The organism is Aeribacillus composti (genome assembly GCF_031760945.1).
GTDB lineage: Bacteria > Bacillota > Bacilli > Bacillales > Aeribacillaceae > Aeribacillus > Aeribacillus composti.
In genome coordinates this window covers 2,690,102-2,715,882 of sequence record NZ_CP134501.1, presented here as the reverse complement: position 1 = coordinate 2,715,882, position 25,781 = coordinate 2,690,102, and the positions used below count along the sequence as shown (strand labels likewise).

Annotated in this window: 23 protein-coding genes, 1 other RNA gene and 2 other annotated features; of the genes, 22 read left to right on the top strand and 2 right to left on the bottom strand. The window is 40.7% G+C overall.

Annotated elements, in window-relative coordinates; translation table 11 throughout:
- Positions 1 to 5 precede the first annotated feature (5 nt).
- The 3 genes from RI196_RS13240 (at position 6) to dtd (ending at position 3,382) form a co-directional block, all read left to right on the top strand.
- Complete coding sequence (locus RI196_RS13240; protein WP_063387979.1) at positions 6 to 518, top strand: adenine phosphoribosyltransferase; 513 nt, start codon at positions 6 to 8, stop codon at positions 516 to 518.
- Between the two features lie 224 nt (positions 519 to 742).
- Entirely contained in the window at positions 743 to 2,926 is a 2,184-nt protein-coding gene (locus RI196_RS13235; protein WP_063387980.1) for a RelA/SpoT family protein, read from the top strand.
- Between the two features lie 15 nt (positions 2,927 to 2,941).
- On the top strand, positions 2,942 to 3,382 hold the full coding sequence (dtd, locus tag RI196_RS13230; protein WP_063387981.1) for a D-aminoacyl-tRNA deacylase: 441 nt from the start codon (positions 2,942 to 2,944) through the stop codon (positions 3,380 to 3,382).
- 31 nt (positions 3,383 to 3,413) lie between these two features.
- On the opposite strand, the gene RI196_RS13225 is transcribed toward dtd, so the two are convergent.
- Complete coding sequence (locus RI196_RS13225; protein WP_311066351.1) at positions 3,414 to 5,099, bottom strand: N-acetylmuramoyl-L-alanine amidase family protein; 1,686 nt, start codon at positions 5,097 to 5,099, stop codon at positions 3,414 to 3,416.
- A gap of 138 nt (positions 5,100 to 5,237) precedes the next feature.
- On the opposite strand from RI196_RS13225, the gene RI196_RS13220 reads away from it, so the two are divergent.
- From RI196_RS13220 to RI196_RS13200, 5 genes are all read left to right on the top strand, one after another.
- Complete coding sequence (locus RI196_RS13220; RefSeq protein ID WP_157728017.1) at positions 5,238 to 5,405, top strand: hypothetical protein; 168 nt, start codon at positions 5,238 to 5,240, stop codon at positions 5,403 to 5,405.
- A gap of 59 nt (positions 5,406 to 5,464) precedes the next feature.
- Positions 5,465 to 5,683, top strand: a binding site (T-box leader).
- Between the two features lie 61 nt (positions 5,684 to 5,744).
- Positions 5,745 to 7,013: a histidine--tRNA ligase gene (hisS, locus tag RI196_RS13215; protein ID WP_063387983.1), complete on the top strand. Its 1,269-nt coding sequence runs from the start codon at positions 5,745 to 5,747 to the stop codon at positions 7,011 to 7,013.
- A 15-nt stretch (positions 7,014 to 7,028) separates the two neighbouring features.
- Complete coding sequence (aspS, locus tag RI196_RS13210) at positions 7,029 to 8,804, top strand: aspartate--tRNA ligase (protein ID WP_311066350.1); 1,776 nt, start codon at positions 7,029 to 7,031, stop codon at positions 8,802 to 8,804.
- Between the two features lie 66 nt (positions 8,805 to 8,870).
- Positions 8,871 to 9,063: non-coding RNA, 6S RNA (gene ssrS, locus RI196_RS13205), on the top strand.
- A gap of 42 nt (positions 9,064 to 9,105) precedes the next feature.
- Positions 9,106 to 9,873: a tRNA threonylcarbamoyladenosine dehydratase gene (locus tag RI196_RS13200; RefSeq protein WP_063387985.1), complete on the top strand. Its 768-nt coding sequence runs from the start codon at positions 9,106 to 9,108 to the stop codon at positions 9,871 to 9,873.
- Positions 9,874 to 10,005: 132 nt separating this feature from the next.
- On the opposite strand, the gene RI196_RS13195 is transcribed toward RI196_RS13200, so the two are convergent.
- Entirely contained in the window at positions 10,006 to 11,283 is a 1,278-nt protein-coding gene (locus tag RI196_RS13195) for a replication-associated recombination protein A (RefSeq protein ID WP_311066349.1), read from the bottom strand.
- Positions 11,284 to 11,418: 135 nt separating this feature from the next.
- Here RI196_RS13195 and cymR point away from each other — a divergent pair, with 135 nt between their 5' ends.
- The 14 genes from cymR to RI196_RS13125 all read left to right on the top strand — a co-directional run bounded on the left by cymR (position 11,419) and on the right by RI196_RS13125 (position 25,768).
- Positions 11,419 to 11,838 carry a cysteine metabolism transcriptional regulator CymR gene (gene cymR, locus RI196_RS13190; RefSeq protein ID WP_063387987.1) on the top strand — a complete coding sequence of 140 codons (420 nt, stop codon included), beginning with the start codon at positions 11,419 to 11,421 and terminating at the stop codon, positions 11,836 to 11,838.
- Positions 11,839 to 11,856: 18 nt separating this feature from the next.
- On the top strand, positions 11,857 to 13,002 hold the full coding sequence (locus RI196_RS13185) for a cysteine desulfurase family protein (protein WP_130158149.1): 1,146 nt from the start codon (positions 11,857 to 11,859) through the stop codon (positions 13,000 to 13,002).
- A 15-nt stretch (positions 13,003 to 13,017) separates the two neighbouring features.
- Positions 13,018 to 14,133 carry a tRNA 2-thiouridine(34) synthase MnmA gene (gene mnmA, locus RI196_RS13180; RefSeq protein ID WP_063387989.1) on the top strand — a complete coding sequence of 372 codons (1,116 nt, stop codon included), beginning with the start codon at positions 13,018 to 13,020 and terminating at the stop codon, positions 14,131 to 14,133.
- 81 nt (positions 14,134 to 14,214) lie between these two features.
- The gene (locus tag RI196_RS13175; protein WP_063388167.1) at positions 14,215 to 14,868 is read left to right on the top strand and encodes a tetratricopeptide repeat protein; all 654 of its coding nucleotides are present in this window, start codon (positions 14,215 to 14,217) and stop codon (positions 14,866 to 14,868) included.
- A 21-nt stretch (positions 14,869 to 14,889) separates the two neighbouring features.
- Positions 14,890 to 17,265 carry an SF1B family DNA helicase RecD2 gene (gene recD2, locus RI196_RS13170; protein ID WP_063387990.1) on the top strand — a complete coding sequence of 792 codons (2,376 nt, stop codon included), beginning with the start codon at positions 14,890 to 14,892 and terminating at the stop codon, positions 17,263 to 17,265.
- Between the two features lie 198 nt (positions 17,266 to 17,463).
- Positions 17,464 to 17,649, top strand: a complete 186-nt coding sequence (locus RI196_RS13165) for a YrzR-like zinc ribbon domain (protein WP_063387991.1) — start codon at positions 17,464 to 17,466, stop codon at positions 17,647 to 17,649.
- A gap of 72 nt (positions 17,650 to 17,721) precedes the next feature.
- Positions 17,722 to 18,783 (top strand): AI-2E family transporter, encoded by a 1,062-nt coding sequence (locus RI196_RS13160; protein WP_063387992.1) that lies wholly within the window; start codon positions 17,722 to 17,724, stop codon positions 18,781 to 18,783.
- A gap of 49 nt (positions 18,784 to 18,832) precedes the next feature.
- Positions 18,833 to 19,039: a binding site (T-box leader), on the top strand.
- A 72-nt stretch (positions 19,040 to 19,111) separates the two neighbouring features.
- The gene (gene alaS, locus RI196_RS13155) at positions 19,112 to 21,748 is read left to right on the top strand and encodes an alanine--tRNA ligase (protein ID WP_311066348.1); all 2,637 of its coding nucleotides are present in this window, start codon (positions 19,112 to 19,114) and stop codon (positions 21,746 to 21,748) included.
- A gap of 71 nt (positions 21,749 to 21,819) precedes the next feature.
- Positions 21,820 to 22,086: an IreB family regulatory phosphoprotein gene (locus RI196_RS13150; protein ID WP_063387994.1), complete on the top strand. Its 267-nt coding sequence runs from the start codon at positions 21,820 to 21,822 to the stop codon at positions 22,084 to 22,086.
- 1 nt (position 22,087) lies between these two features.
- On the top strand, positions 22,088 to 22,504 hold the full coding sequence (ruvX, locus tag RI196_RS13145; RefSeq protein WP_094246262.1) for a Holliday junction resolvase RuvX: 417 nt from the start codon (positions 22,088 to 22,090) through the stop codon (positions 22,502 to 22,504).
- Positions 22,505 to 22,519: 15 nt separating this feature from the next.
- Positions 22,520 to 22,798: a DUF1292 domain-containing protein gene (locus tag RI196_RS13140; protein WP_063387996.1), complete on the top strand. Its 279-nt coding sequence runs from the start codon at positions 22,520 to 22,522 to the stop codon at positions 22,796 to 22,798.
- A gap of 142 nt (positions 22,799 to 22,940) precedes the next feature.
- On the top strand, positions 22,941 to 24,071 hold the full coding sequence (gene mltG / locus RI196_RS13135; protein ID WP_311066347.1) for an endolytic transglycosylase MltG: 1,131 nt from the start codon (positions 22,941 to 22,943) through the stop codon (positions 24,069 to 24,071).
- Positions 24,072 to 24,191: 120 nt separating this feature from the next.
- Positions 24,192 to 24,842 carry an O-methyltransferase gene (locus tag RI196_RS13130; protein WP_063387998.1) on the top strand — a complete coding sequence of 217 codons (651 nt, stop codon included), beginning with the start codon at positions 24,192 to 24,194 and terminating at the stop codon, positions 24,840 to 24,842.
- Positions 24,839 to 25,768 carry a peptidase U32 family protein gene (locus tag RI196_RS13125; RefSeq protein ID WP_063387999.1) on the top strand — a complete coding sequence of 310 codons (930 nt, stop codon included), beginning with the start codon at positions 24,839 to 24,841 and terminating at the stop codon, positions 25,766 to 25,768. The genes RI196_RS13130 and RI196_RS13125 overlap by 4 nt, the downstream gene beginning before the upstream one ends.
- Positions 25,769 to 25,781 lie beyond the last annotated feature (13 nt).

The following is a 25,781-nucleotide window of genomic DNA, read 5'->3' as shown; positions in this document are numbered from 1 at the left end:
GAGTGATGGATTTAAAAAAATACGTGACAATTGTTGAAGATTTTCCAAAACCGGGCATTTCTTTTAAAGATATCACAACATTAATGGACAACGGGGAAGCATTTAAATATGCAACAGACCAAATTGTTCAATATGCGCGTGAAAAGAAGATTGATATTGTTGTCGGTCCAGAAGCAAGAGGGTTTATCATCGGCTGCCCAGTTGCTTACTCTCTCGGAGTTGGTTTTGCACCTGTTCGAAAAGAAGGCAAGCTTCCGCGCGAAACGATCAAGGTGGAATACGGGCTTGAGTACGGAAAAGATGCATTAACCATTCATAAAGATGCGATTAAGCCTGGCCAGCGAGTGTTAATAACCGATGATTTGCTGGCGACTGGAGGAACGATTGAAGCTACCATTAAATTAGTGGAACAGCTTGGCGGAGAGGTTGCCGGCATTGCCTTTTTAATTGAATTGTCTTATCTTGAGGGCAGAAAAAGGCTTGAAGGCTATGATATATTAGCATTGATTAAATATTAATCGGCGCAAATCTATAAATGAAGCACTCTTAATGGGTGCTTTTTTTTAAAACAATAAAATGAAAAACTTTAGAAATTGTAATATTTTCCATCCACTCGCAAAATAGCTGCAGCAGCTCTATTTTTTTTACCCCTTTTCAAAAGGATCGTATTCTTCTCTTTACATGTTTGTTAATTTTATTTAATAATAAAAACAATAACGTATATACAATTAAAGGTGATCCCATGGCAAACGAACAAATGTTGACAGCTGAACAGATCTTCGAAAAAGCGGAAAAGTATCTTCCGCCTGACGATATAGAGTTTATAAAAAAAGCATACGAGTTTGCAAAAAACGCCCATCATGGGCAATATCGCAAATCAGGCGAACCATATATTATGCATCCGGTGCAGGTTGCCGGGATTCTAGTAGATTTGGAGCTGGATCCTACAACGATTGCCGGCGGCTTTTTACATGATGTTGTGGAAGATACGGATGTGACATTAGACGAGCTTCGACAAGAATTTAACGATGAAGTCGCTATGCTTGTGGATGGAGTAACAAAGCTGGGAAAAATTAAATATAAATCAAAAGAAGAGCAGCAGGCGGAGAATCACCGGAAAATGTTTGTCGCTATGGCGAAGGACATTCGGGTCATTTTAATTAAACTGGCAGACCGTCTTCACAATATGCGTACGTTAAAACATTTGCCGCAGGAAAAGCAGCGAAGAATCGCCAATGAAACGTTGGAAATATTTGCTCCTCTCGCCCATCGCCTCGGAATCTCAAAAATCAAATGGGAACTTGAAGATACAGCCTTGCGGTATTTAAATCCGCAGCAATACTACCGAATTGTCAATTTGATGAAAAAGAAACGTGCAGAACGGGAAAAGTATGTTGAAGAGGTAATTGAAGATTTAAAGAAGCGAATTGAAGAAGTAAAGATAAAGGCAGAGCTGTACGGCCGGCCGAAGCATATTTATTCCATTTATCGAAAAATGGTTCTCCAAAATAAACAATTTAACGAAATATATGATTTGCTGGCTGTGCGAATTATTGTGAACAGCATAAAAGACTGCTACGCAGTGCTTGGCATCATTCACACATGCTGGAAGCCGATGCCTGGCAGATTTAAAGATTATATTGCAATGCCAAAAACAAACATGTATCAATCCATTCACACGACTGTCATCGGTCCGAAGGGGGATCCCCTTGAGGTTCAAATTCGCACATACGAAATGCATGCGATCGCTGAATACGGGATTGCTGCCCATTGGGCTTATAAAGAAGGAAAAAGCATTACATCTTTTGATAAAAAACTGAGCTGGTTTAGAGAAATATTGGAGTTTCAAAACGATTCTTCCAACGCCGAAGAATTTATGGAGGCATTGAAAGTTGATCTGTTCTCTGACATGGTGTTTGTATTTACTCCAAAAGGAGATGTCATTGAGCTTCCCGCCGGGTCGATTCCGATTGATTTCGCCTACAGAATTCATTCTGAAATAGGCAATAAGACGATCGGAGCAAAAGTAAACGGAAAAATAGTGCCTCTTGATTATAAATTAAAAACCGGAGATATAGTGGAAATATTGACGTCGAAGCATTCTTACGGTCCGAGCCAAGATTGGCTTAAATTGACGCAGACCTCTCAAGCGAAAAATAAAATTCGCCAATTTTTCAAAAAGCAGCGCCGAGAGGAGAATGTTGAAAAAGGAAAAGAATTAATTGAAAAAGAAATTAAAGCGATGGATTTTGATGTGAAAGAAGTCCTTACTCAGGAAAATATAAAACGTGTCGCGGAAAAATTTAATTTTTCAAACGAGGACGATATGTATGCGGCAGTTGGCTTCAACGGCATTACTGCTTTACAGGTTGCAAACCGCCTAGTCGAAAAAATTCGCAAACAGCGGGATATAGAAGAGCAGGAAAAATTGATGGAAAAGGTGGTTCAACAAGGTGCAAGGCGGCCGAAGCGCCGTGATGCAGGAGTGTCTGTAAAGGGTATTGATAATTTGTTAATCAGGCTTTCCCGCTGCTGCAACCCAGTTCCTGGCGATGATATTGTCGGATTTATTACAAAAGGAAGAGGGGTATCTGTTCACCGGTCTGATTGTCCAAATGTCAATAAAGAGGATGCAAAAGACAGGTTAATTGAAGTGGAATGGGAAAATCAGCTGGACGGCCGGAAGGAATACAATGTGGAAATTGAGATTTTAGGTTTTGACCGGCGCGGCTTATTAAATGAAGTGCTCCAGTCTGTAACAGAGACGAAGACAAACATTACGACAATTTCGGGAAGAACGGACCGTAACAAAGTAGCGAACATCCATTTAGGAATTTCGATTCAAAATGTCAGCCATCTTCAAAAAGTTGTGGATCGGATCAAGCAAATACCGGATGTATATTCAGTGCGGAGAATTATGAATTAAGAAAGGAAATACATGATGAAAGTTGTAGTACAACGAGCAAGGAATGCAAATGTCAAAGTAGATGGACAAGTTGTTGGTTCGATTGAGTTCGGTTTAATGGTGCTAGTCGGTGTTACGCACGAGGATACGGAAAAAGATGCAGAGTTTTTAGCGGATAAAGTGGCCAATTTGCGCATATTTGAGGATGAAGAAGGGAAAATGAATTTATCTCTTTTAGATGTTGGGGGCGAAGTTTTATCCGTCTCCCAATTTACGCTGTACGGCGATTGCCGGAAAGGAAGAAGGCCAAATTTTATGCAAGCAGCCAAACCGGATATTGCTGAAAAACTATATGAATCTTTCAACGACAAACTGAGAGAAAAAGGCGTACGTGTTGAAACGGGTTCTTTCGGAGCGATGATGGCTGTTGAATTTACAAACGTTGGCCCAGTAACATTGATTATCGAAAGCAAATAAAAAAATCGTGAGCGAGCTGCTCACGATTTTTTTATGAGTTTACATATTTGACGACCGCTTTATAAATCGCTTGTGAGATTTTCTCTTGGTAAGCGTTTGTGCTGACTGTCCACTCTTCCATAGGATTGCTCAAAAAACCTAGTTCAAGCAAAGCAGCAGGACGTTTATTTTCACGCAGCACAAAATAATTTCCAAATTGAACACCACGGTTTCTTAAATTGACATGCCTCACCATCTCTTTGTGAATTACATTTGCTAATGCTTTATCCTTTGCAGAATTGTAATAAAAAGTTGTGATTCCATTTGCGCTTGGAATGATTGAGCTATTATAATGGATGCTCACAAAGGCGTTTGCGTTGTTTTTTACAGAAATTCCTACACGGGATTGCAGGCTGATATATGTATCGTCGCTTCTAGTTAAAACTGCATTTACACCTGCTCTTTTTAATTTGTTGTACACAAGTTTAGCTGTTTTTAAGGTTAAATGTTTTTCCAGCGTCCCTCTGACACCGATCGTCCCGCTGTCATAGCCTCCGTGGCCCGGATCGATAATGACTTTTTTACCGTTTGACGGTATGCTTGTCCCTTTATTGGAATTGTTTTCGCTTGTTGTTGTGACGACCCAGCTTGCTACATAAGCTGTTTGACCGTTTCGGAGCTGAATTTTATACCAATTATTATAAATCCCTACAATTGGAAAAGTCTGCCCTTTGTTTCCTCTTTGAACAATTTTTGCAGAAGTGGAAGGTGCACTGCGCAAATTTGTTCCGTCGTATAAAAGGACAACTGATTGAGCGCCGTTTGTTTTCTTTGAGCCAGCTTCGATATATCTTTTGGATGCCCAGCCTGTTTTGTTTTTCGCATATCTAATTTGATACCAATCTCCGTTTGCACCTATGATTTCTACCTCTGTTCCTTTTTTAATGGTACCGACAATTTTTGAGTGTAAAGACGGGCCGCTTCTAACATTTAACGAACTGGCTGTAATCCTTCCTTTTTGCGGGGAAGTGCTGCTGCTTTTAGCTGCTGCTTTGGTAATATATTGCTTCGACACCCACCCCGTCACATTGTTGTAGCGAATTTTATACCAATTGCCTTGTTCCGAAATGATTTCAACTTTCATGTTTTTTGTCAGCTTGCCGGTAATTGATGATTGTGCATTTGGTTTTGAACGAACATTTAATATAGTGGCTGTAACCGTACCGAGGCTATGCTTCTGATTCGAAGGAGTTTTGCTTGCTGCTGGAGCTACATATGCAGAAGAGACCCATCCTTGCCGGCCATTATAGGAAATTTTCACCCATTTCCCCTGTTTCATCAACACATGCGCTTTTTCCCCTTTAGGAAACTGTCCAACAACTTTATAGTTTGTCCCGGGGCCAGAACGGATTCTTAACCCGGTAGTCGTAGAAACGACATAATCCTTTTTTTGAAGCTCGGTTTCTACTGAAAGAAGCCAATCGGCTACCCACCCGGAAGAGCCCTGTTTTAATTGAATTTTCACCCAATCTCCTTTCCTTGCGACAATCGGGTATTTTTCACCGTACCGAACGCTTTTCATTACGGGATAGCTTAAACCGGGACCTGTCCGGACATTTACTTTATCTTGCTTAATGACTGCATTTTGCGTATCCGCTTGGGCTGAATGAAAAACTGGAGCGGTAGAAGTAAAAAGCAGTGAAAGCAACAGAACGATTAAAAAGCATTTTTTTCGCAATGGCCATGCTCCTTTCACATTCATGCAAAAAACTATTTCTATTTTATTTCGGCATTTCCTTTTTTACATTGAGTATTTTTTCATTTTTTTGCGGGAAGACTAAGACGCAAATTCTGATGAAAAAGAAAGGGGAAAAATATGCGGTCCAGTGAAAAACATTCTTTCTCCGCATCAATTTTTCATGACCAGTTTGGTATTTCTTTCATTGATCGTACGATGCAGGATATTTTAATAGAGGTTTCGTTTGAGCATGGTTTAAATCAAGAGGAGGCGAAAAAGCTCCGTGATCGGCTCAGCCGTTCTTGACATGACACAGTATTGTTCGTATGATAATATAAAATTCTAGATTTAAAAATAACGTACATAAACAACCGATGACGGAGACAAGTAGCTGGGATGCACATGGACAGAGAGGAAAGGCCTTAGGCTGAAAGCCTTTCCCCATGATCGCTTAGTGAAGAACACTCCGGAGGTTTTCCTCTGAAAGGTGTAAAAGTAGGAGGAAACGTAAATAGGCGTTAACTTTTAAGTGGAAGCATTGCTTCAATTAGGGTGGCACCACGGGAGACTCTCCCGTCCCTACGGGAATCGTCAGGGGACGGGTTTTTTTATGGAATTTATTTTATAAGTGGAGGAGAATCGACAATGGCTTTTCAAATCCCGCGAGGTACACAGGATATTTTGCCGTCGGAGGCTTCAAGATGGCAATATGTTGAGAAAAAAGCTAGGGAAATATGCCGTCTTTATCGCTTTCAAGAAATTCGAACCCCCATTTTTGAACATACGGAATTATTTCAAAGGGGTGTAGGCGAATCAACCGATATTGTCCAAAAAGAAATGTACACTTTTTCCGACAGGAAAGGAAGAAGTTTAACATTAAGACCGGAAGGAACGGCAGCAGTCGTCCGCGCTTTTGTTGAAAAGAAAATGTACGCCGATCCGAACCAGCCTGTAAAGCTTTTTTACATCGGTCCGATGTTTCGGTATGAAAGACCGCAATCAGGGCGTTTTCGGCAATTTGTTCAATTCGGTGTGGAGGCTCTCGGCTCGGACGACCCTGCGCTGGATGCTGAAGTTATTTCTTTGGCGATGGCGTTTTATCAATCGCTCGGCTTAAAAAAATTGAAGCTTGCCATTAACAGTTTGGGAGATCAAGAGAGCAGAGCTGCACATCGTGCTGCTTTAGTCAACCATTTTAAGCCGAGAATTGGAGAATTTTGCTCTGATTGCCAAAAGCGGCTTGAGCAAAATCCGTTAAGAATACTTGATTGTAAACAAGACCGCGAGCATGAATTGATGAAAAGCGCCCCTTCCATCATTGACTTTTTAAACGATGAATCAAAGCAATATTTTGATCAAGTGTTAAAATATTTAACGGAGCTTGGCATTGAGTATGAAATCGATCCAAATCTCGTCCGCGGATTGGATTATTATAACCATACAGCATTTGAAATCATGAGCAATGCGGAAGGGTTTGGGGCGATTACGACTTTATGCGGCGGCGGAAGATATAACGGCTTGGTCGAAGAAGCCGGAGGGCCAAGCACGCCGGGGATCGGCTTTGCTTTAAGCATTGAACGCCTGTTAGCAGCAATTGATGCTGAAAACATCGCTCTTCCGATTGAAAAAGGTCTAGATTGTTATATTGTGGCACTGGGAGATCGGGCGAAGGAACGGTCGGTATCTCTATTGCAGGAAATGCGGAAAGCCGGCATTTCTGCAGACAAAGATTATGAAAATAAGAAAATGAAAGCACAACTGAAGCAAGCGGACAGGCTTCAAGCCAAATTTGTCATCATCATAGGTGATGAGGAATTAGAAAAAGGCGTGGCGAACGTAAAAAACATGGCAACAGGCGAACAAGATGCGGTGGCATTTGAACGACTTGCAGAGTATATAAAAGAGAGAAAGTAAAGGAGAGTATGTAGGATGTTTGGACGTTCGTATTATTGTGGAGAAATTTCCGAAAAAGCAATCGGCGAAAAGGTCGTTTTAAAAGGATGGGTGCAAAGACGCCGCGATTTAGGAGGACTTATTTTTATCGACTTGCGCGACCGGACAGGAGTTGTCCAAATTGTTTTTAATCCTGAAGTTTCAAAGGAAGCGTTAGAAATAGCTGAAAAAATCCGCAGCGAGTATGTATTGGACATTGAAGGCGAAGTGGTGAAAAGATCGGAAGAGACGATTAATCCGAACATTCGAACAGGAAAAGTGGAAGTGGTTGTTCAATCGGTAACCATTTTAAACAGCGCCAAAACTCCTCCTTTTTCACTTGCGGATCAAAAAGCGGACATTTCCGAAGAGGTTCGTTTAAAATACCGTTATTTAGATTTGCGCCGTCCAGTCATGTTTGAAACGTTAAAAATGCGGCATCAAATTACGAGAGCGATTCGCAACTTTTTGGATGAAAATGGATTTATTGATGTGGAAACCCCCATTTTAACGAAAAGCACACCGGAAGGAGCACGGGACTATCTTGTCCCTTCTCGCGTCCATGAGGGGGAATTTTATGCGCTCCCGCAATCGCCGCAAATATTCAAACAGCTTCTAATGGTTTCAGGATTTGATAAATATTATCAAATTGCAAGATGCTTCCGCGATGAGGATTTGCGCGCAGACAGACAGCCGGAATTTACCCAAATAGATATAGAAACTTCTTTTATGAGCCAAGAAGATATTATGAATCTAACCGAAAAGATGATGGCTCATGTGTTAAAAGAAGTGAAAGGAATCGAGCTTACTCTTCCATTCCAACGCATGCCATATGATGAGGCGATGGCGCGCTTTGGGTCGGACAAGCCGGACGTTCGATTCGACCTGGAGCTTGTTGATGTATCTGAAATTGTGAAAAACTCCGCTTTCAAAGTTTTCAGTCAAGCAGTTGCAGGTGGAGGGCAAGTAAAGCTAATCAATGTAAAAGGAAAAAAAGACGAATTTTCACGCAAAGATCTAGATGCTCTCCAAGAGTATGTTCACAATTATGGAGCGAAAGGTTTGGCTTGGCTTAAAGTAGAAGAAAATGAAGTAAAAGGCCCAATTGCAAAATTTTTATCAGAAAATGAACAAAATAGTATTTTGCAAGCAGCTGAAGGACAGAATGGAGACTTGCTTCTGTTTGTTGCCGACAAGCCGAATGTTGTTGCTGATTCGTTGGGGGCTCTCAGATTAAAACTAGGAAAAGATTTAGGGCTGATCGAAGAAGATAAACTTGAATTTTTATGGATTACGGATTGGCCGCTCGTTGAATATAATGAAGAAGACGGCCGCTATTATGCATTGCATCATCCGTTTACTATGCCGTTTCGTGAGGACTTGGAGTACTTTGAGAAAGACCCTCTCAAAATGCGGGCTCAAGCATATGACTTAGTGTTAAATGGATATGAACTTGGCGGAGGGTCGATTCGGATTTTTGAAAAAGACGTTCAAGAAAAGATGTTCAAACTTCTTGGTTTTACAGAGGAACAAGCAAGAGAACAGTTCGGATTTTTGCTGGAAGCCTTCGAATACGGTACGCCGCCGCATGGTGGAATTGCACTAGGATTGGATCGGATTGTAATGCTTTTGGCAGGAAGAACAAATTTACGGGATACGATTGCCTTTCCGAAAACAGCAAGTGCGAGCTGTTTGTTAACGGAGGCACCAAGCCAAGTAAGCAAAGAGCAATTGGATGAACTGCATCTTGAAGTGAAACATAGCTCAAGGTAATAATTTCCATTATTTGTTTTTTATCTTGAAATCTCATGCTAATTATGATATTCTTTATTCAAAATTTAAGTCCTGATGTGTGCGTCGTACACCTAGTTTTGACCGAACAACGATTTAAATGGGAGCCCGGAGTTTCTAAAGTGAGTAAATGCCTCATATGCATATGGCACGAGGACTTACAAAGCTTTAGAACAGGGCACCCACCTGCTGAGAGCGGGTTCAAAACGAAGGAAACGGCGACGGCACAATTGGGACTTTTTTAGTTTGTACACTGAATTTTGACAAATTGGAGTGATTTTTTTTGCTTCATCAGTTTTCCCGAAATGAACTAGCGATTGGAAAAGAAGGTTTACATAAATTGAAAAACAGCTCCGTAGCCGTTTTAGGGGTTGGCGGAGTTGGATCTTTTGCCGTCGAAGCTCTTGCACGATCAGGCATCGGGCGATTGATTTTGATCGATAAAGATGATGTCGATATTACGAATATTAACCGGCAAATCCATGCGCTTTTGTCGACAGTTGGAAAACCGAAAGTGGATTTAATGAAAGCAAGAATTGCTGACATTAATCCGGATTGTGAAGTAATTGCATTAAAAATGTTTTACACGGAAGAGACGTATGAAGACTTTTTTAAGCTAAACCCTGACTATGTGATTGACGCCAGCGATACGATCAGCTATAAAATTCATTTAATGAAGGAATGCCTGAAACGGAATATTCCTATTATTTCAAGCATGGGGGCAGCCAACAAAACGGATCCAACCCGTTTCCGAGTAGCAGATATTTCAAAAACACATACAGATCCGATTGCCAAAGTGATTCGAACGAAACTGCGAAAAGAAGGGATCCGAAAGGGAATTCAAGTCGTATTTTCTGATGAACGCCCTGTTGTTATTAGAGAAGATGTCAGAAAAGAAGTCGGCAATAACGAATCAACGATCCGCAAAGCAAAAATGCCCCCGTCATCAAATGCCTTTGTGCCATCCGTAGCCGGATTGATTATGGCTGGTCATGTGATTAATGAATTGCTGAAGGATATAAAAATTTATCGTGTCGGCGACGACGATTAAAAAATGGGGGTGTCAAATAAGCCGTTTTTCGGCTTATTGACGCCCCCTTTTATTTACGTTTTCCATGGGGTTTTGACATTTTGGACAATCCTATTTATATTTCCAAGATGACGCGGACATGACCGCAGCTTCCTATTCGTCCTTTTCTTTTTTCTTTTTCTCGATATTTTCATATATTTGCGCTAAAGCCTGCTCGAATTTGCCCGTTCTTTTTGGCTTGTAATATTTTTTATGCTTGATGGGGTCAGGCAAATATTGCTGGTTTACCCAGCCTGATTCATAATCGTGCGGATATAAATAGTTCACTCCTCTGCCAAGCTGCTTTGCTCCTTTATAATGAGCATCCCGCAAGTGGGAAGGGACCTCGCCTGTCACTCCTGAGCGAATGTCGGCTAAAGCTGCATCAATCGCTTTATAAGCAGAGTTTGATTTAGGGGATAAACATAGTTCAATCACCGCATTGGCCAAAGGGATGCGTGCTTCGGGAAAACCGATGCGCTCAGCTGCTTCTATAGCCGAAAGAGTTCTAGGTCCCGCTTGCGGATTTGCAAGGCCAATATCTTCATAGGCGATGACCGTTAAACGCCTTGCAATCGAAGAAAGATCCCCTGCCACAATTAATCTGGCCAAATAGTGAAGCGCTGCGTTTACATCGGACCCGCGAATAGACTTTTGAAAAGCAGATAAAACATCGTAATGATGATCTCCGTCTTTATCGTGGGAAAAGCTCTTTTTTTGCATGCACTCTTCAGCAATTTCAACCGTAATGCAAATGTTCCCATTCTCATCTTCCTTTGTTGATAAAACGGCGAGTTCCAATCCATTTAACGCCGCACGCACATCTCCGCCGGAGCTTTCGGCAAAATGTCTTAGAGCTTCGTCGCTGATTTGAACAGGAAAGTCGCTCAGTCCTCTTGGGTCTGTAAGAGCTCTTTTCAGGGCAATCATAATGTCATCTGGAGAAAGAGGGTGCAATTCGAAAATTTGACAGCGGCTCCGAATCGCCGGGTTAATGGCATGATACGGATTGCTTGTCGTTGCACCGATTAAAATAATCATGCCGTTTTCTAAATATGGAAGCAAAAAATCTTGTTTCCCTTTATCAAGTCTGTGCACTTCATCTAAAATGAGAATGATTTGCCCTGACATTTTTGCTTCTTCTACAACAATTTCCATATCTTTTTTATTGTGGACAACCGCATTCAGCTTTCGAAAAGGCGTGTTAGTGCTGCCTGCTATTGCTGTTGCAATAGATGTTTTTCCGATTCCAGGAGGTCCGTATAAAATCATCGAGCTTAAATATTTAGCTCGCACCATTCGTTCAATAATCTTTCCTTTTCCAACTAAATGTTCTTGTCCAATAATATCTTCTATTTTGGTTGGACGCATTCTATACGCTAAAGGTTCCATTTTATCGCTCCCAAATAAAAATCATATCATCTCATTTACCCACTAATAAAATAATATGCTATAATGTCTAAAGTTTAAAGTAGAACCAAGATGGTGAAAATCTTGAAAAAAACTAAAAAATAGGAGTGTAGAAACGTGAGAATTTCAACGAAAGGACGCTATGGTTTAACGATTATGATTGAATTGGCGCGAAAGTACGGAGAAGGACCGACATCTTTGAAAAGTATTGCACAATCTCATGATTTATCAGAGCATTATTTGGAACAATTAATTGCTCCTCTCCGCAATGCCGGACTTGTCAAAAGCATTCGCGGAGCTTATGGCGGATATATTTTAGCGAACGATCCGTCCAAAATAACGGCTGGTGACGTTATCCGTGTGTTGGAAGGACCGATCACCCCTGTTGAAGGAATTGAAGATGAACCGCCTGCTCAAAGGCATCTATGGTTAAAAATCCGCGATGCGGTGAAGGACGTTCTTGACAACACGACACTTGATGATTTAGCAAGCCATACAGGAGATAATGAGCAGGACGCTTACATGTTTTACATTTAAAGTCGGGAGGAATTAACTTTGGAACGGATATATTTGGATCATGCGGCAACATCGCCAGTCCATCCCGCAGTTTTGGATAAAATGACAACCTTTATGAAGGATTATTTCGGCAATCCGTCTAGCATCCATTCTTTTGGCAGAGAAAGCAGACGAGAAGTGGATGAGGCTCGAGAGCTCCTTGCCAAAAGTATTCATGCCGATCCAAAAGAAATCATATTTACAAGCGGAGGAACAGAAGCAGATAATTTAGCGGTGATTGGAACAGCGCTTGCTAATAAAGAAAAAGGAAACCATATTATCACAACAGAAATTGAGCATCCGGCTGTCCTCCAATCTTGCCGCTATCTAGAAAAAAACGGATTTCACGTTACGTATTTGCCTGTCAATCAATCGGGAGTTATTTCTGTCGATGATCTTAAAAAAGCTTTAAAAGATGAAACGATTCTTGTCACAGTCATGTATGGAAATAATGAAGTAGGTGCCTTACAGCCTATTTCAGAAATAGGAAGCTTATTACAAAACCATCAAGCGTATTTTCATACCGATGCAGTTCAAGCATACGGACTCGTTCCAATTGATGTTCGCGAGCTGAATGTCGATCTGCTGTCGGTTTCCGGTCATAAAATAAATGGGCCGAAAGGGATCGGTTTTTTATATGCAAAAGCTGGGGTGAAATTCACTCCGCGCATGCATGGCGGTGAGCAGGAATTGAAGAGAAGAGCCGGAACGGAAAATGTTCCAGCGATTATCGGGTTTGCGGAAAGCGCAAAAATTGCAGAACAAACAAGAAAGGAAAAAACAGAGCAATATGTGCATTTTAAACAAATAATGATCGATGTGTTTGAACAAGAGGGCATTTCCTTCGCTGTGAACGGCTCGATTGACAACAGCCTGCCTCATATATTAAACGTTTTCTTTCCGGGAACAAATGTTGAATCGCTTCTTGTCAACCTCGATTTGGCGGGAATTGCGGCATCAAGCGGCTCAGCTTGTACAGCAGGATCAGTTGAACCGTCGCATGTGCTCGTTTCAATGTTTGGCAAAAATTCAAAAGAAATAACTTCATCGGTTCGATTCAGCTTCGGCTTAGGAAATACGGAGGCACAAATTGAATCGGCTGCCAAAAAAACAGCCGAGATTGTTAAAAGGTTAACGTCAAAATAGAAAGAGGTGAGAGAGATGGAAAAGGCGCCGCATGAAACAAGAGTCGTAGTCGGGATGTCTGGCGGAGTAGATTCATCTGTAACTGCTTTGCTCCTAAAAGAACAAGGGTACGAAGTCATCGGGGTCTTTATGAAAAATTGGGATGATACGGATGAAAATGGCGTATGTACGGCAACGCAAGATTATGATGATGTAATCCGTGTATGCAATCAGCTTGGGATTCCTTATTATGCAGTGAATTTCGAAAAAGAGTATTGGGATAAAGTGTTCACTTACTTTTTAGAGGAATATAAAGCTGGAAGAACGCCAAATCCCGATGTCATGTGCAATAAAGAAATTAAATTTAAAGCTTTTTTGGAGCATGCAGCTGACTTAGGCGCGGACTATATCGCAACAGGTCATTATGCACGGGTAAAATACCGCGATGGTGTGTACAAATTGCTCAGAGGAAAGGATCCAAACAAAGATCAAACGTATTTTTTGAATCAGCTGAATCAGAAGCAGCTGTCAAAGGTCATGTTCCCCATCGGGCATCTTGAAAAAAAAGAAGTTAGAGAAATTGCGGAAAAAGCAAACTTGGCAACAGCAAAGAAAAAAGATTCAACAGGCATCTGCTTTATTGGCGAGCGGAACTTTAAAGAATTTTTAAGCCAGTATTTACCTGCTCAACCCGGCAAAATGGAGACGTTGTCTGGTGAGGTAAAAGGGAAGCATGACGGGCTTATGTATTATACGATCGGTCAACGCCATGGACTCGGAATAGGAGGAAATGGCGATCCTTGGTTTGTGGTTGGAAAAAATTTGAAAAATAATATTTTATATGTTGAACAAGGATTTCATAATGAACATTTATATTCAGACTCCATTATCGCAACAAATGTAAACTGGATAACCGGTGTAAAACCAACAGATGAGCTTGTTTGCACCGCAAAATTTCGCTACCGCCAGCCTGATCAGCCGGTAAAAGTGAAAATGATCGGTGATCAAACTGCACAAATTTCGTTTGAACAGCCGGTCCGTGCCGTTACACCAGGACAAGCTGTCGTTTTTTATAATGGAGAGGAATGTCTGGGAGGCGGCATTATCGATAAAGTATTTCGCAACGGCGAAAAACTGTGGTATGTCGGTTAAAGAGATAAGCTGTACCGATCGGAATGAGATTTGTTAACTTGGCGCAGCCTCTTTGTCTTTGGATGTGAAAGGATGAAATGGATGCATAAAAATCAACTGGCTTTAGAAGCAATAAAAGAAGGGAAATGGGAAGAAGCAGCGAAATATTTTGCAGAAGCATTGGAAGAAAATCCAAACGACCCTGTGTTATACGTAAATTTTGGGAATTTGCTTGCCTCTTCAGGTGATGCAGAAAGAGCATTGAAATTTTATGAAAAGGCGATTGAGATTGATAAAGGGACGGCTACTGCGTATTACGGCATTGGAACCGTTCATTATAATGCGGGAGATTATCATAAAGCGAAAACATTTTTTGATCAGGCGGAAAAGTATGGGCTTGCTCATAAAGATGTCTATTTTATGCTTGGAATGTCTCTTTACCAGCTTGAACAGCCCCGTCTTGCACTTCCATATTTTTTGCGGGCGGTTGAGCTGGATGAACAAGACGCCAGCGCTCACTTTCAATATGGTTTATGTTTAGCACAAGCAGGCCACATTCAAGAAGCAAAAAAAGAGTTTGAAAAAACGATCGACCTCGATCAACATCACGCAGATGCTTATTATAATTTAGGTGTTGCGTACGCATTTGAAGAAAATAGAGAAGAAGCTTTAAAAATGTTTGATATGGCGCTTTCCATTCAACCGGATCATTTGCTTGCGGGCAACGGGAAAAGGCTGTTAGAAGAGATGATTTAAACGAAATTAGGAGGAAAGAGGATGGGCGGTCAACAGGAGAGTTTGTTTCATGAGGAAAGTACTCCTTTTGTTCGCGGAGTCATTAAACATATTGTGTTCCAGAATGAGCAAAATTTTTATACTGTTATTAAAGTGAAAATTGAAGAGACGAATGAACAGTTTGAGCAAGATCAAGTGACCGTGACGGGTTTTTTTCCTCTTCTCCAATTACATGACAGCTATACGTTTTTTGGCGCAAAAAAATACCATCCAAAATTCGGCGTACAATTTCAAGCTGAGCGTTTTCAAAAGGAGCTTCCAACTACGAAAGAAGGAGTTATTCAATATTTATCAAGCGGGCTTTTTAAAGGAATCGGCAAAAAAACAGCGGAAGCGATCGTGAATGAACTGGGGGAACATGCGATTTCGATTATTTTGGAGGATCCCGATTCATTAAAAAGAGTGAAGAAGCTTTCAAAGGAAAAAGCCAAAATACTGGCTGAAACACTGAAGGAACATCAAGGTTTAGAAGGGGTTTTAATCGGATTAAATCAGCTTGGCATTGGGCCTGCACTTGGGATGAAAATTTATCAGCTATATCGGGAGGATACGCTTAAAATCATTCAAAAAAACCCATATCAATTGGTGGAAGATATTGAAGGGATCGGCTTTATTCGAGCGGATGAAATTGGGAGAGAGCTTGGGATCTCCGGCAATCATCCCGACCGGCTGAAGGCGGCTTGTTTGTTCACTATTGAACAAGATGCTGTAAAAGAAGGACATGTATATGTTACAAAAGTTCAGCTGATGGAAAAAGCGAAAAAATTGCTCACCCAAAATGGAGAAGACATATCTGATCAGGATATTGAAAGAATCATTCTTGAATTGGAAGAAGATCGAAAAATTATCGTCGAGGAAGATCGAATTTATTTACCCTCTCTTTACTATGCTGAAGTGGGACTTGCCAATAACATTGAAGAAATTTTAACCCAAAACCAATTTCAAGATATGTTTCCTGAATCAGAATTTTTGCTGGAGTTAGGAAAACTGGAAGAAAAAATGAATGTTCAGTATGCCCCCTCTCAAAAAGAAGCCATTCAGCGGGCTATTCATTCGCCGATTCTTTTGCTGACCGGCGGGCCTGGAACGGGAAAAACAACCGTTATCAAAGGCATCGTTGAAATTTATGCGAACCTCCATGGCCTTTCATTGAACCCAAAAGAATATCAAAAGAAGGAAGAGCCGTTTCCCATTGTACTGGTGGCACCTACCGGACGAGCTGCAAAAAGAATGGCAGAAGCAACCGGTCTTCCTGCCGTCACAATCCACCGCCTTTTAGGATGGAATGGTTCAGAAGGATTTGAACACAATGAGGATCATCCGATTTCTGGAAAGCTTCTGATTGTTGATGAAGTATCAATGGTTGATATTTGGCTCATGCATCAATTGTTTAAATCGCTTCCTTCGGACATACAAATTGTTCTTGTCGGAGACGAACACCAGCTTCCGTCCGTTGGACCCGGCCAAGTGCTTCGCGATTTGATTCAATCCGGACGAATCCCAGTTGTTACACTGACAGATATTTATAGACAAGCAGAAGGATCTACAATTATTGATTTGGCCCATTCAATCCGCCAAGGAACTCTTCCAGCGAACCTTTTGCAAACGACACAAGACAGATCGTTTATTCCTTGTACAACATCACAAATAAAAGAAGTTATAACGAGAGTAATTGAGAACGCTTTGAAAAAAGGATATTCTGCGAAGGATATACAGGTGTTGGCACCGATGTACAGAGGGATTGCCGGCATTGATCAGTTGAATGAAATGCTTCAGGAAATGTTAAACCCCCCTTCAAAAGAAAAAAGAGAGATCAAGCATGGCAACGTTATTTACCGAATCGGGGACAAAGTGCTGCAGCTCGTCAATCAGCCTGATCAAAACGTGTTTAATGGCGATATTGGGGAGATTGTTTCTATTTTTTACGCAAAAGAAAATGTCGAAAAAGAAGATATGGTGGTCATTTCTTACGACGGTATCGAAGTAACCTATACGAAGCAAGATTTTAATCAGTTTACTCATGCTTACTGCTGCTCCATCCATAAAGCGCAGGGAAGCGAATTTCCGATTGTCATTTTGCCGGTAGTAAAAGGCTACTTTCGGATGTTGAGAAGAAATTTGATTTATACAGCTGTTACAAGGAGCAAGCAATTTTTAATTATGTGCGGAGAATGGGAAGCGTTAAAAATGGGAGTATACAACAATCAGGAGTCGATGAGGCAGACAACCTTAAAAGAGAGGCTGAAAACGTCTGAACTTGTCGAGCTGAAAGAGGAGCTTCCTTTTCCACTAGAAGATGCCAACATTGGGATGGAGAACATCACTCCATATGATTTTATGGAAGAGGGCGAAGGATAATAAATTTGTTCCTTTCCATAAGATCGATAACGATTGACAGATGATGCTACAAACAGGGGACAAATTGTTTAAGCATAAAAAGCATGCTTTATAGAGACGTATAATTTTTTTGAAAATGGTAACAAATAGTAGTGTGCATAGCGAGAACATACCGGATTAATAAATAATTAAATAAATGAATAAAGAAGGTGTCCCTGTTTGTTTACATGTCCGAATTGTAAAAGCAAAGATATTGGAAAAATCGGAGTCAATCAGTATTATTGTTGGCATTGTTTTATTGAGCTTACCGTTACAAAAGGCATTATTCACACACATCAAGTAGAAGAAGACGGAACACTAAGTTCTTTAGATGACTTGTTTCCTGAAGAAGATCGTGCGATTTGAGGCGCCTAAAATGGGCGCCTTCATGCATATTTTCGTGAGCATTCCTCAAAATAATAAGAGGAGGGATGCGGGATGAATGAGCGAGAGCGGAAATGGCTTTTCCGAATCATTTTTTTTCTCATTTTATCATTGTTTGTATATATGGTTCTTCAGCTAAAAGTCATTTGGTTTCCTATTTTCAAAATGTTAAAAGCTGTTTTAATTCCTTTTATGCTTTCCGGCTTCATTACCTACTTGCTTCATCCCGTAGTGGAAAAACTTTACCGTTCAGGTGTTCCAAGAACATGTTCGATTCTCATCATCTATTTTATTTTTTTCGGAGGAGTCGGTTTTAGCTTTTATAAAGGTGTCCCAATTTTTGTTGAACAAATGAAAGACCTTTCCGAAAATATCCCTATGTTTACAAAATATTACCAAAGCTGGACGGATAAAATTCATGACGGAACAACCAATTTACCTGGAGAAATTCATCATCGAATTGAATCTTTTATTGCTGGAATGGAAACATCCGTCGCTGCCTTTCTTGAACGGATGCTTTCAAGCATGAAGTCAATTATTGATTATGCTGTTATTATTGGTGTCATTCCCTTTCTCGTTTTTTATATGTTGAAAGATTATGAGAAAATGAAAAAGGCCATTTGGTACTTCACCCCGAAGAAATGGAGACGTGAAGGGAGACGTTTTTTAGAAAACGTCGATGAGTCGCTCGGAAGTTATTTGCGGGGGCAACTATTTGTTTGTTTTCTGATCGGGCTGGCGGCTTCGATTTTGTTTTGGCTGTTTAAAATTAAATATCCGTTAATTTTAGGGACGATTATCGGAATGACCAATATTATTCCTTATTTCGGTCCATTTATCGGTGCGGTTCCTGCTTTGATGGTCGCTGCGACGCTCTCCATTAACAAAATAATTGTAGTGCTTTTCATCATTTTTGGGCTGCAATTTATTGAAAGTAATATTCTTGGCCCTTTCATCGTTGGGAAAAGCCTGCATATGCATCCGATGGTGATTATTATGGCGCTCTTGGCGGGCGGAGAAATCGGCGGAGTGATCGGTTTAATTTTAGCTGTGCCTTTTATCACTGTTCTGAAAGAGATATTGCTGCATATCATCCGTCTGAGGAAAGCGCATTGACAAGCGATTTTTCGTTGTCTATAATTCGTGATAGACATGGAATAAGTGCATGAAAGCGATGACGAATCGAGTATGTTGCAGTCCATCTTAAAAGAGAGGGGCTTCCGAGGCTGAAAGAAGCTCTAGATGAAGGGCAACAGAACGCTAATTCTGAGTGCAGGCAAAACCTGACGAAAATGCCACGTTACGGCAAATGAAGGTGATGAGCAATTGGCTCATAATCAGGGTGGTACCGCGAGTAACTCTCGTCCCTGTGTAAATCAGAGCATTTACATAGGCGAGAGTTTTTATTTTGCGAGAAAAATGAAGACATTTTAGGAGGAATGCCATGAAAAAGCTCACTTCAGCACAAGTTCGTCAAATGTTTTTAGATTTTTTTAAGGAAAAAGGACATTCGGTTGAACCGAGCGCTTCTTTAATTCCGGTTGATGATCCGTCACTATTGTGGATCAACAGCGGTGTCGCAACATTGAAAAAATATTTTGACGGAAGGGTTGTTCCTGAAAATCCGAGAATTACTAACGCACAAAAATCAATCCGAACAAACGATATTGAAAATGTCGGAAAAACAGCGCGCCATCATACATTTTTCGAAATGCTCGGAAATTTCTCAATCGGCGACTATTTTAAAGAAGAGGCGATTGAATGGGCATGGGAATTTTTAACAAGCGAAAAATGGATTGGCTTCGACCCAAATAGATTATCAGTTACTATTCATCCGGAAGATGAAGAGGCGTATGACATTTGGAAAAATAAAATCGGGTTGCCGGAAGAACGAATTATCCGTTTGGAAGGGAATTTCTGGGATATTGGTGAAGGGCCAAGCGGACCAAATACTGAAATATTTTATGATCGTGGAGAAGAATTTGGAAACGATCCAAATGATCCGGAACTTTATCCCGGTGGGGAAAACGAACGCTATTTGGAAGTTTGGAATCTTGTTTTTTCTCAATTTAATCATAATCCTGATGGAACTTACACTCCGCTTCCAAAAAAGAATATTGATACAGGCATGGGCTTAGAGCGAATGGTTTCTGTCATTCAAAATGCGCCGACCAACTTTGACACAGATCTCTTTTTACCGATCATTCAAGCTACCGAAAAGATTTCGGGGGAAGCTTATCGAACCGACAAAGAGAAAGATGTCGCTTTTAAAGTGATTGCCGACCATATCCGCACGGTTACATTTGCTGTTGCAGACGGTGCGCTACCTTCTAATGAAGGCAGAGGGTATGTACTTCGCCGTCTTATCCGCAGAGCGGTTCGGTATGCAAAAACGATCAACATAGACCGCCCGTTTATGTATGAATTAGTTCCGGTTGTAGCGGAAATTATGAACGATTACTATCCGGAAGTAAAAGAAAAAGCATCCTTTGTTCAAAAGGTAATTAAAAATGAGGAAGAGCGTTTCCATGAGACTCTCCATGAAGGGCTTGCCATTTTAGCGGATGTAATCAAAAAGCAGAAAGAACAGGGTAGCCGAATAATTCCAGGCGAAGATGTGTTTCGGCTTTACGACACATATGGTTTTCCAGTGGAATTGACGGAGGAATACGCACAAGATGAAGGCATGGAGCTGGATTATGAAGGCTTTGAACGAGAAATGGAGCATCAAAAAGAACGTGCAAGAAAAGCCAGACAGGATGTCGACTCGATGCAAGTGCAAAGCGGAATTCTTGTGGAATTAAAAGAGGAAAGCAAATTTGTCGGCTACAATACCCTAGAAGCAAATGCACGGGTGCTTGTGATCATAAAAGATGGGGAATTAGTCGATCAAGCCGAGAGCGGGGAAGAGGTCCAAATTATATTGGACGAGACGCCTTTTTATGCTGAAAGCGGAGGTCAAATTGCTGACAAAGGAATCATCAAAAATGATGATGTGGTCTTAAACGTAAAAGATGTGCAAAAAGCGCCGAACGGCCAACACTTGCACCGGGCTGTCATCGAAAAAGGCGTTTTGACAAAAGGAGCAGCAGTTTACGCTTCCGTTTGTGCAGAGTCTAGAAAATCCATCGTGAAAAATCATACAGCGACACATTTGCTGCACCAAGCGCTGAAGGACGTGCTGGGCGTACATGTCAACCAAGCTGGATCGCTTGTTGCTTCCGACCGTCTCCGTTTTGACTTTTCACATTTTGGACAAGTTTCAACAGAAGAGCTGGAAAAAATTGAACGAATTGTAAATGAGAAAATTTGGGAAAGCATTCCAGTCTCTATCGAGCACATGCCTCTTGACGAAGCGAAAGCGATGGGCGCGATGGCTTTATTTGGAGAAAAATACGGAAAAATTGTTCGCGTTGTTCAAGTAGGCGATTATTCGCTTGAGCTTTGCGGCGGATGCCATGTAACAAATACAGCGGAAATCGGACTGTTTAAGATTGTTTCCGAAACTGGAATTGGTGCAGGAACCCGCCGAATTGAAGCGGTGACAGGAAAAGAAGCGTACCGGTTTATGAATGAACAATATTTATTGTTAAAGGAAATTGGGGCAAAACTGAAAGCGAATGTAAAAAATCTGCCGGAGAGAATTGACAGTCTGCAGCAAGAAATAAAAGAACTACAGCGGGAAAACGAATCTCTTACGATGAAGCTTAGCAATCTGGAAGCGGGGAACATCGCTGAAAAAGCGGTAACGATCAAAGGTGTAACAGTTCTTGCGGAAAAAGTTCAAGTGAAAGATATGAACAGATTGCGCGGCATGGTCGATGAACTGAAGCAAAAGCTCGGCTCGGCTATTGTTGTGCTAGCAACGGTATCAGACGGAAAAGTAAATTTAGCAGCCGGCATCACAAAAGACTTAGTTGACAAAGGGTTCCATGCTGGAAAATTAATTAAGGAAATTGCAAGCCGCTGTGGAGGCGGCGGCGGCGGAAGACCTGACATGGCTCAAGCGGGAGGAAAAAATCCTGAACGGTTAGCTGAAGCTCTTCGTTTTGTCGAAGACTGGGTGAAATCCGTTTCATAAATTTCATTCATAGTGTAAAATGGATGTAGACAAGCAGATTCGCTTTTTAGTCTAGGAAAGAGGTGCAAAAATTGAGTTCCTTCGATAAAACGATGAAGTTTAATTTTTCAGAAGAACCTGTTGAGACAAATGTCAAGGAAGTTCTAAGTGCCGTATACAATGCACTGGAAGAAAAAGGTTATAATCCGATCAATCAAATCGTCGGCTATTTGTTGTCCGGAGATCCTGCTTACATTCCTAGACATAACGGCGCACGCAATCTGATTAGAAAAATTGAACGAGATGAATTAATTGAAGAGCTTGTAAAATTTTATTTGAAAAACAACCGTGAGGAATAAAATGCGAATCATTGGGTTAGACTTAGGTTCAAAAACATTAGGAGTTGCGGTAAGCGATGAGCTGGGATGGACTGCTCAAGGTGTGGAAACGATCAGCATAAATGAAGATGAAGGCGAGTTCGGGATTCAAAGACTCGCTGAACTGATAAAGAAATACGAGGTAGAAAAAATAGTAGTCGGGTATCCGAAAAATATGAACGGCACCGTTGGACCAAGGGGAGAAGCAAGCGAGCGCTTTGCCGCGCTTTTGAAGGAGCAGTTTCAGCTTCCGGTCATTTTATGGGATGAGCGCCTTTCGACGATGGAAGCCGAAAGATTTCTCATTGAGGCGGATGTAAGCCGGCGAAAAAGACGGCAAGTCATTGATAAAATGGCTGCGGTGATTATTTTGCAAAGTTATTTGGACAGTCAACAATAAATTGAGGTGAAATAAGTGGAAGGTGAAAAACATATTACCGTTATTGATGAAAACGGTAATGAACAACTATACGAAATTTTGTTTACGTTTAATTCGGACGAATTTGACAAATCTTACGTTCTTTATTATCCGATCGGCATCGATGATGAGGAAGACGAAGATGGAATAGAAATTCATGCAGCAAGCTACATTCCCAATGAAGACGGTGAAGGCGGAAAGCTGGAGCCTGTGGAAACCGATGAAGAATGGGAAATGATCGAGGCCGTTTTAAATACATTTTTAGAAGAGGAATAAGCACCGTTTTGCGGTGCTTTTTTTGTTGAGGTGATTTACATCCAAATGAAAAAAACAATTTCTTCCTATAAAAAAATGGAGATTTTTGACGAATAAATGCGTGTATGTAGTATAATAATCGGGACGGAAGGAGGATGAATTGATGGCGGATTCGGATTCGAATAAGGAATTTTTGGATAAGAAACTCCAAGAAAAACTGTATATAGCGAAAATTGTTCGAAAAACTGTGTTAACTGTCCTGATTGCCTTTGTTGTTATATTTGCTGGAGTGATTGGCGGCGGGTATTTATATGTGCGATCTGCATTAAAGCCTGTTGATCCGGATAATAAGGAACCTGTAAAGGTACAAATTCCGATTGGATCTTCCGTATCGCAAATTGCTTCTATTTTAGAAAAAAATGACATCATTAAAAGTGCGATCGTGTTTAAATATTACGTGAAATTTAAAAATGAATCAGGGTTTCAAGCAGGAAATTATCAATTTAATCAATCGATGACGATTCAAGAAATCGTTGAACGCTTAAAAAAAGGCGAATTAATGGGAGAAGCAGCTATTAAATTGACGATCCCGGAAGGATTGCAACTATCAGAAATTGCTGACATCATCGCCAAACATACTCCCTATTCAAAAAAAGAAATTATGAACCAATTAACAAACCAACAGTTTATCAAACAAATGCAAAAAAAGTATCCTAATACAATAACAGATGACATTTTCAACGGACGTATAAAATATGCATTGGAAGGATATTTGTATCCGGCTACTTATTCGTTTTATGAGGAATCTCCTCCGTTGTCGGAAATCATTGAAACAATGATTAAAAAGACAGATGAAATGCTTGTTCCTTATAGAAACAAAATGAAAGAGCTGAGTCTTTCCACTCATCAATTTTTAACATTAGCGTCTTTAGTGGAGGAGGAAGCGACGGAAAAAGCCGACAGGGAAAAAATAGCCAGCGTTTTTTACAATCGTTTAGAAAAGAACATGCCTCTCCAGACAGATCCAACCGTTTTATATTCATTAGGAAAGCATAAGGAGCGCGTATACTATAAAGATTTAGAAGTCAATTCTCCCTATAACACATATAAAAATAAAGGACTTCCGCCGGGGCCGATTGCCAATGCTGGCAAGCAGTCACTAGATGCTGTAGCAAATCCTGCCGATACAAACTATTTTTATTTTCTCGCAACGAAAGAAGGGGAAGTTATATTTACGAAGACGCTGGATGAGCATAACAAAGAAAAAGCTAAGCATATTACGGAAAAGGATTAAAGGTTTGCGATTCGCATTCCTTTTTCTTTTATGTTAAAATATATCGAGCTAAAAAAACAAACTTGAAGAGTTCGAACAGAACTCTTCTTTGATTAAGGGAGTTTTTTAGGAGTGTCCATTTTGTCAAACAAAAAAATCGAGGAATATTTAGCAAATTTTTCTACTAACAAAGATGAAAAATTAGTTCAATTAGAAGCATATGCAAAAGAGCAGAAGGTGCCGATTATGGAAGAGCGGGCGCTGTCTGTCATGCTTCATATTTTAAAGCTCCATCAGCCGAACAAAATATTGGAAATTGGGGCGGCGATCGGCTATTCGGCGATTCGGATGGCAAAAGCGCTGCCGAACACAAAAATTGTAACGATTGAAATAGATCCTCATCGATTTGAACTAGCGGAACAAAATATTCGAGCTTGCGGTCTTGAAAATCAAATTACCATTTATCACGGTGATGCTCTAGAAATCGTACAGGAAGTCAAGCTTGACGGCCCGTTTGATGCGCTCTTTATCGATGCGAGCAAAGGGCAATATAAACGTTTTTTTCAAGCATATGAACCTTTGCTGTCAAAAAGAGCGGTCGTTTTTTCGGATAATGTTCTTTTTAAAGGACTAGTCGCTGAAGAAATGATAGAATCAAAAAGGTTAAAATCTTTAGCGAAGAAAATTAAAGAATATAATGAATGGCTAATGAATCAGTCCGAATGGGATACCGTTATTATTCCGATAGGCGACGGATTAGCCTTCAGTATAAAAAGGGGTGAAGGGGAATGAAAAAACCCGAACTGCTCGTCACACCTGTAAATGTCAAAAATATTGAGAGCCTTTGCAAAGCTGGCGCAGATGCTTTTATCATCGGCGAACAGCGTTATGGCTTAAGGCTTGCAGGGGAATTTCATCGAAAAGATGTATTAGATGCGATTGACCTTGCCCATCAATATGGAAAAAAAGTATACGTTGCAATGAATGCAATTTTTCATAATGATAAAGTAGACGAGCTTGCAGATTATGTAAAATTTGTTCATAATGCGAAGGCAGATGCGATTGTATTCGGTGATCCAGCTGTGTTAATGACTGTTAGGGAAGTTGCTCCGGAGATGAAGCTCCATTGGAATACGGAAACAACCGCGACCAACTGGTATGCATGCAACTATTGGGGAAGGAAAGGCGCCAAGCGTGCAGTACTAGCTCGGGAGTTAAGCATGGAAGCTGTCATTGAAACGAAAGAGCATGCAGAAGTGGAAATAGAAGTCCAAGTCCACGGAATGACGTGCATGTTTCAGTCCAAAAGATCTCTTATCGGCAATTATTTTGAATATCGTGGGAAAGCGATGGAAATTCACAATTATAAATACGGCAAAAATATGTTTTTGCATGATAAAGAGAGAAATAACAAATATCCAATTTTTGAGGATGAAAATGGAACCCATATTATGAGTCCGAATGATATTTGCATCATTGACGAGTTGGAGGAACTGGTTGATGCAGGAATTGATTCTTTTAAAATAGATGGCGTGCTGAAAACTCCGGAATATATTGTAGAAGTGACGAAAAAGTATCGAAAGGCGATCGATTTATGCGCTGAGGATCGAGAGCAATATGAAAATGTTAAAGACAAGCTGTACGCTGAAATTGAGGAAATACAGCCGCCAAACCGCCCGTTGGATACAGGATTTTTCTTTAAAGAGACCGTTTATTAAAAAAACGTTAAAG

Coding starts and splice junctions, on each gene's coding strand:
- RI196_RS13195 (WP_311066349.1), bottom strand. CDS start 11,283: ATGGAACCTTTAGCGTATAGAATGCGTCCAACCAAAATAGAAGATATT.
- dtd (WP_063387981.1), top strand. CDS start 2,942: ATGAAAGTTGTAGTACAACGAGCAAGGAATGCAAATGTCAAAGTAGAT.
- mnmA (WP_063387989.1), top strand. CDS start 13,018: ATGGAAAAGGCGCCGCATGAAACAAGAGTCGTAGTCGGGATGTCTGGC.
- aspS (WP_311066350.1), top strand. CDS start 7,029: ATGTTTGGACGTTCGTATTATTGTGGAGAAATTTCCGAAAAAGCAATC.
- hisS (WP_063387983.1), top strand. CDS start 5,745: ATGGCTTTTCAAATCCCGCGAGGTACACAGGATATTTTGCCGTCGGAG.
- RI196_RS13220 (WP_157728017.1), top strand. CDS start 5,238: ATGCGGTCCAGTGAAAAACATTCTTTCTCCGCATCAATTTTTCATGAC.
- ruvX (WP_094246262.1), top strand. CDS start 22,088: ATGCGAATCATTGGGTTAGACTTAGGTTCAAAAACATTAGGAGTTGCG.
- RI196_RS13240 (WP_063387979.1), top strand. CDS start 6: ATGGATTTAAAAAAATACGTGACAATTGTTGAAGATTTTCCAAAACCG.
- RI196_RS13235 (WP_063387980.1), top strand. CDS start 743: ATGGCAAACGAACAAATGTTGACAGCTGAACAGATCTTCGAAAAAGCG.
- recD2 (WP_063387990.1), top strand. CDS start 14,890: ATGGGCGGTCAACAGGAGAGTTTGTTTCATGAGGAAAGTACTCCTTTT.
- RI196_RS13125 (WP_063387999.1), top strand. CDS start 24,839: ATGAAAAAACCCGAACTGCTCGTCACACCTGTAAATGTCAAAAATATT.
- alaS (WP_311066348.1), top strand. CDS start 19,112: ATGAAAAAGCTCACTTCAGCACAAGTTCGTCAAATGTTTTTAGATTTT.
- RI196_RS13160 (WP_063387992.1), top strand. CDS start 17,722: ATGAATGAGCGAGAGCGGAAATGGCTTTTCCGAATCATTTTTTTTCTC.
- RI196_RS13175 (WP_063388167.1), top strand. CDS start 14,215: ATGCATAAAAATCAACTGGCTTTAGAAGCAATAAAAGAAGGGAAATGG.
- mltG (WP_311066347.1), top strand. CDS start 22,941: ATGGCGGATTCGGATTCGAATAAGGAATTTTTGGATAAGAAACTCCAA.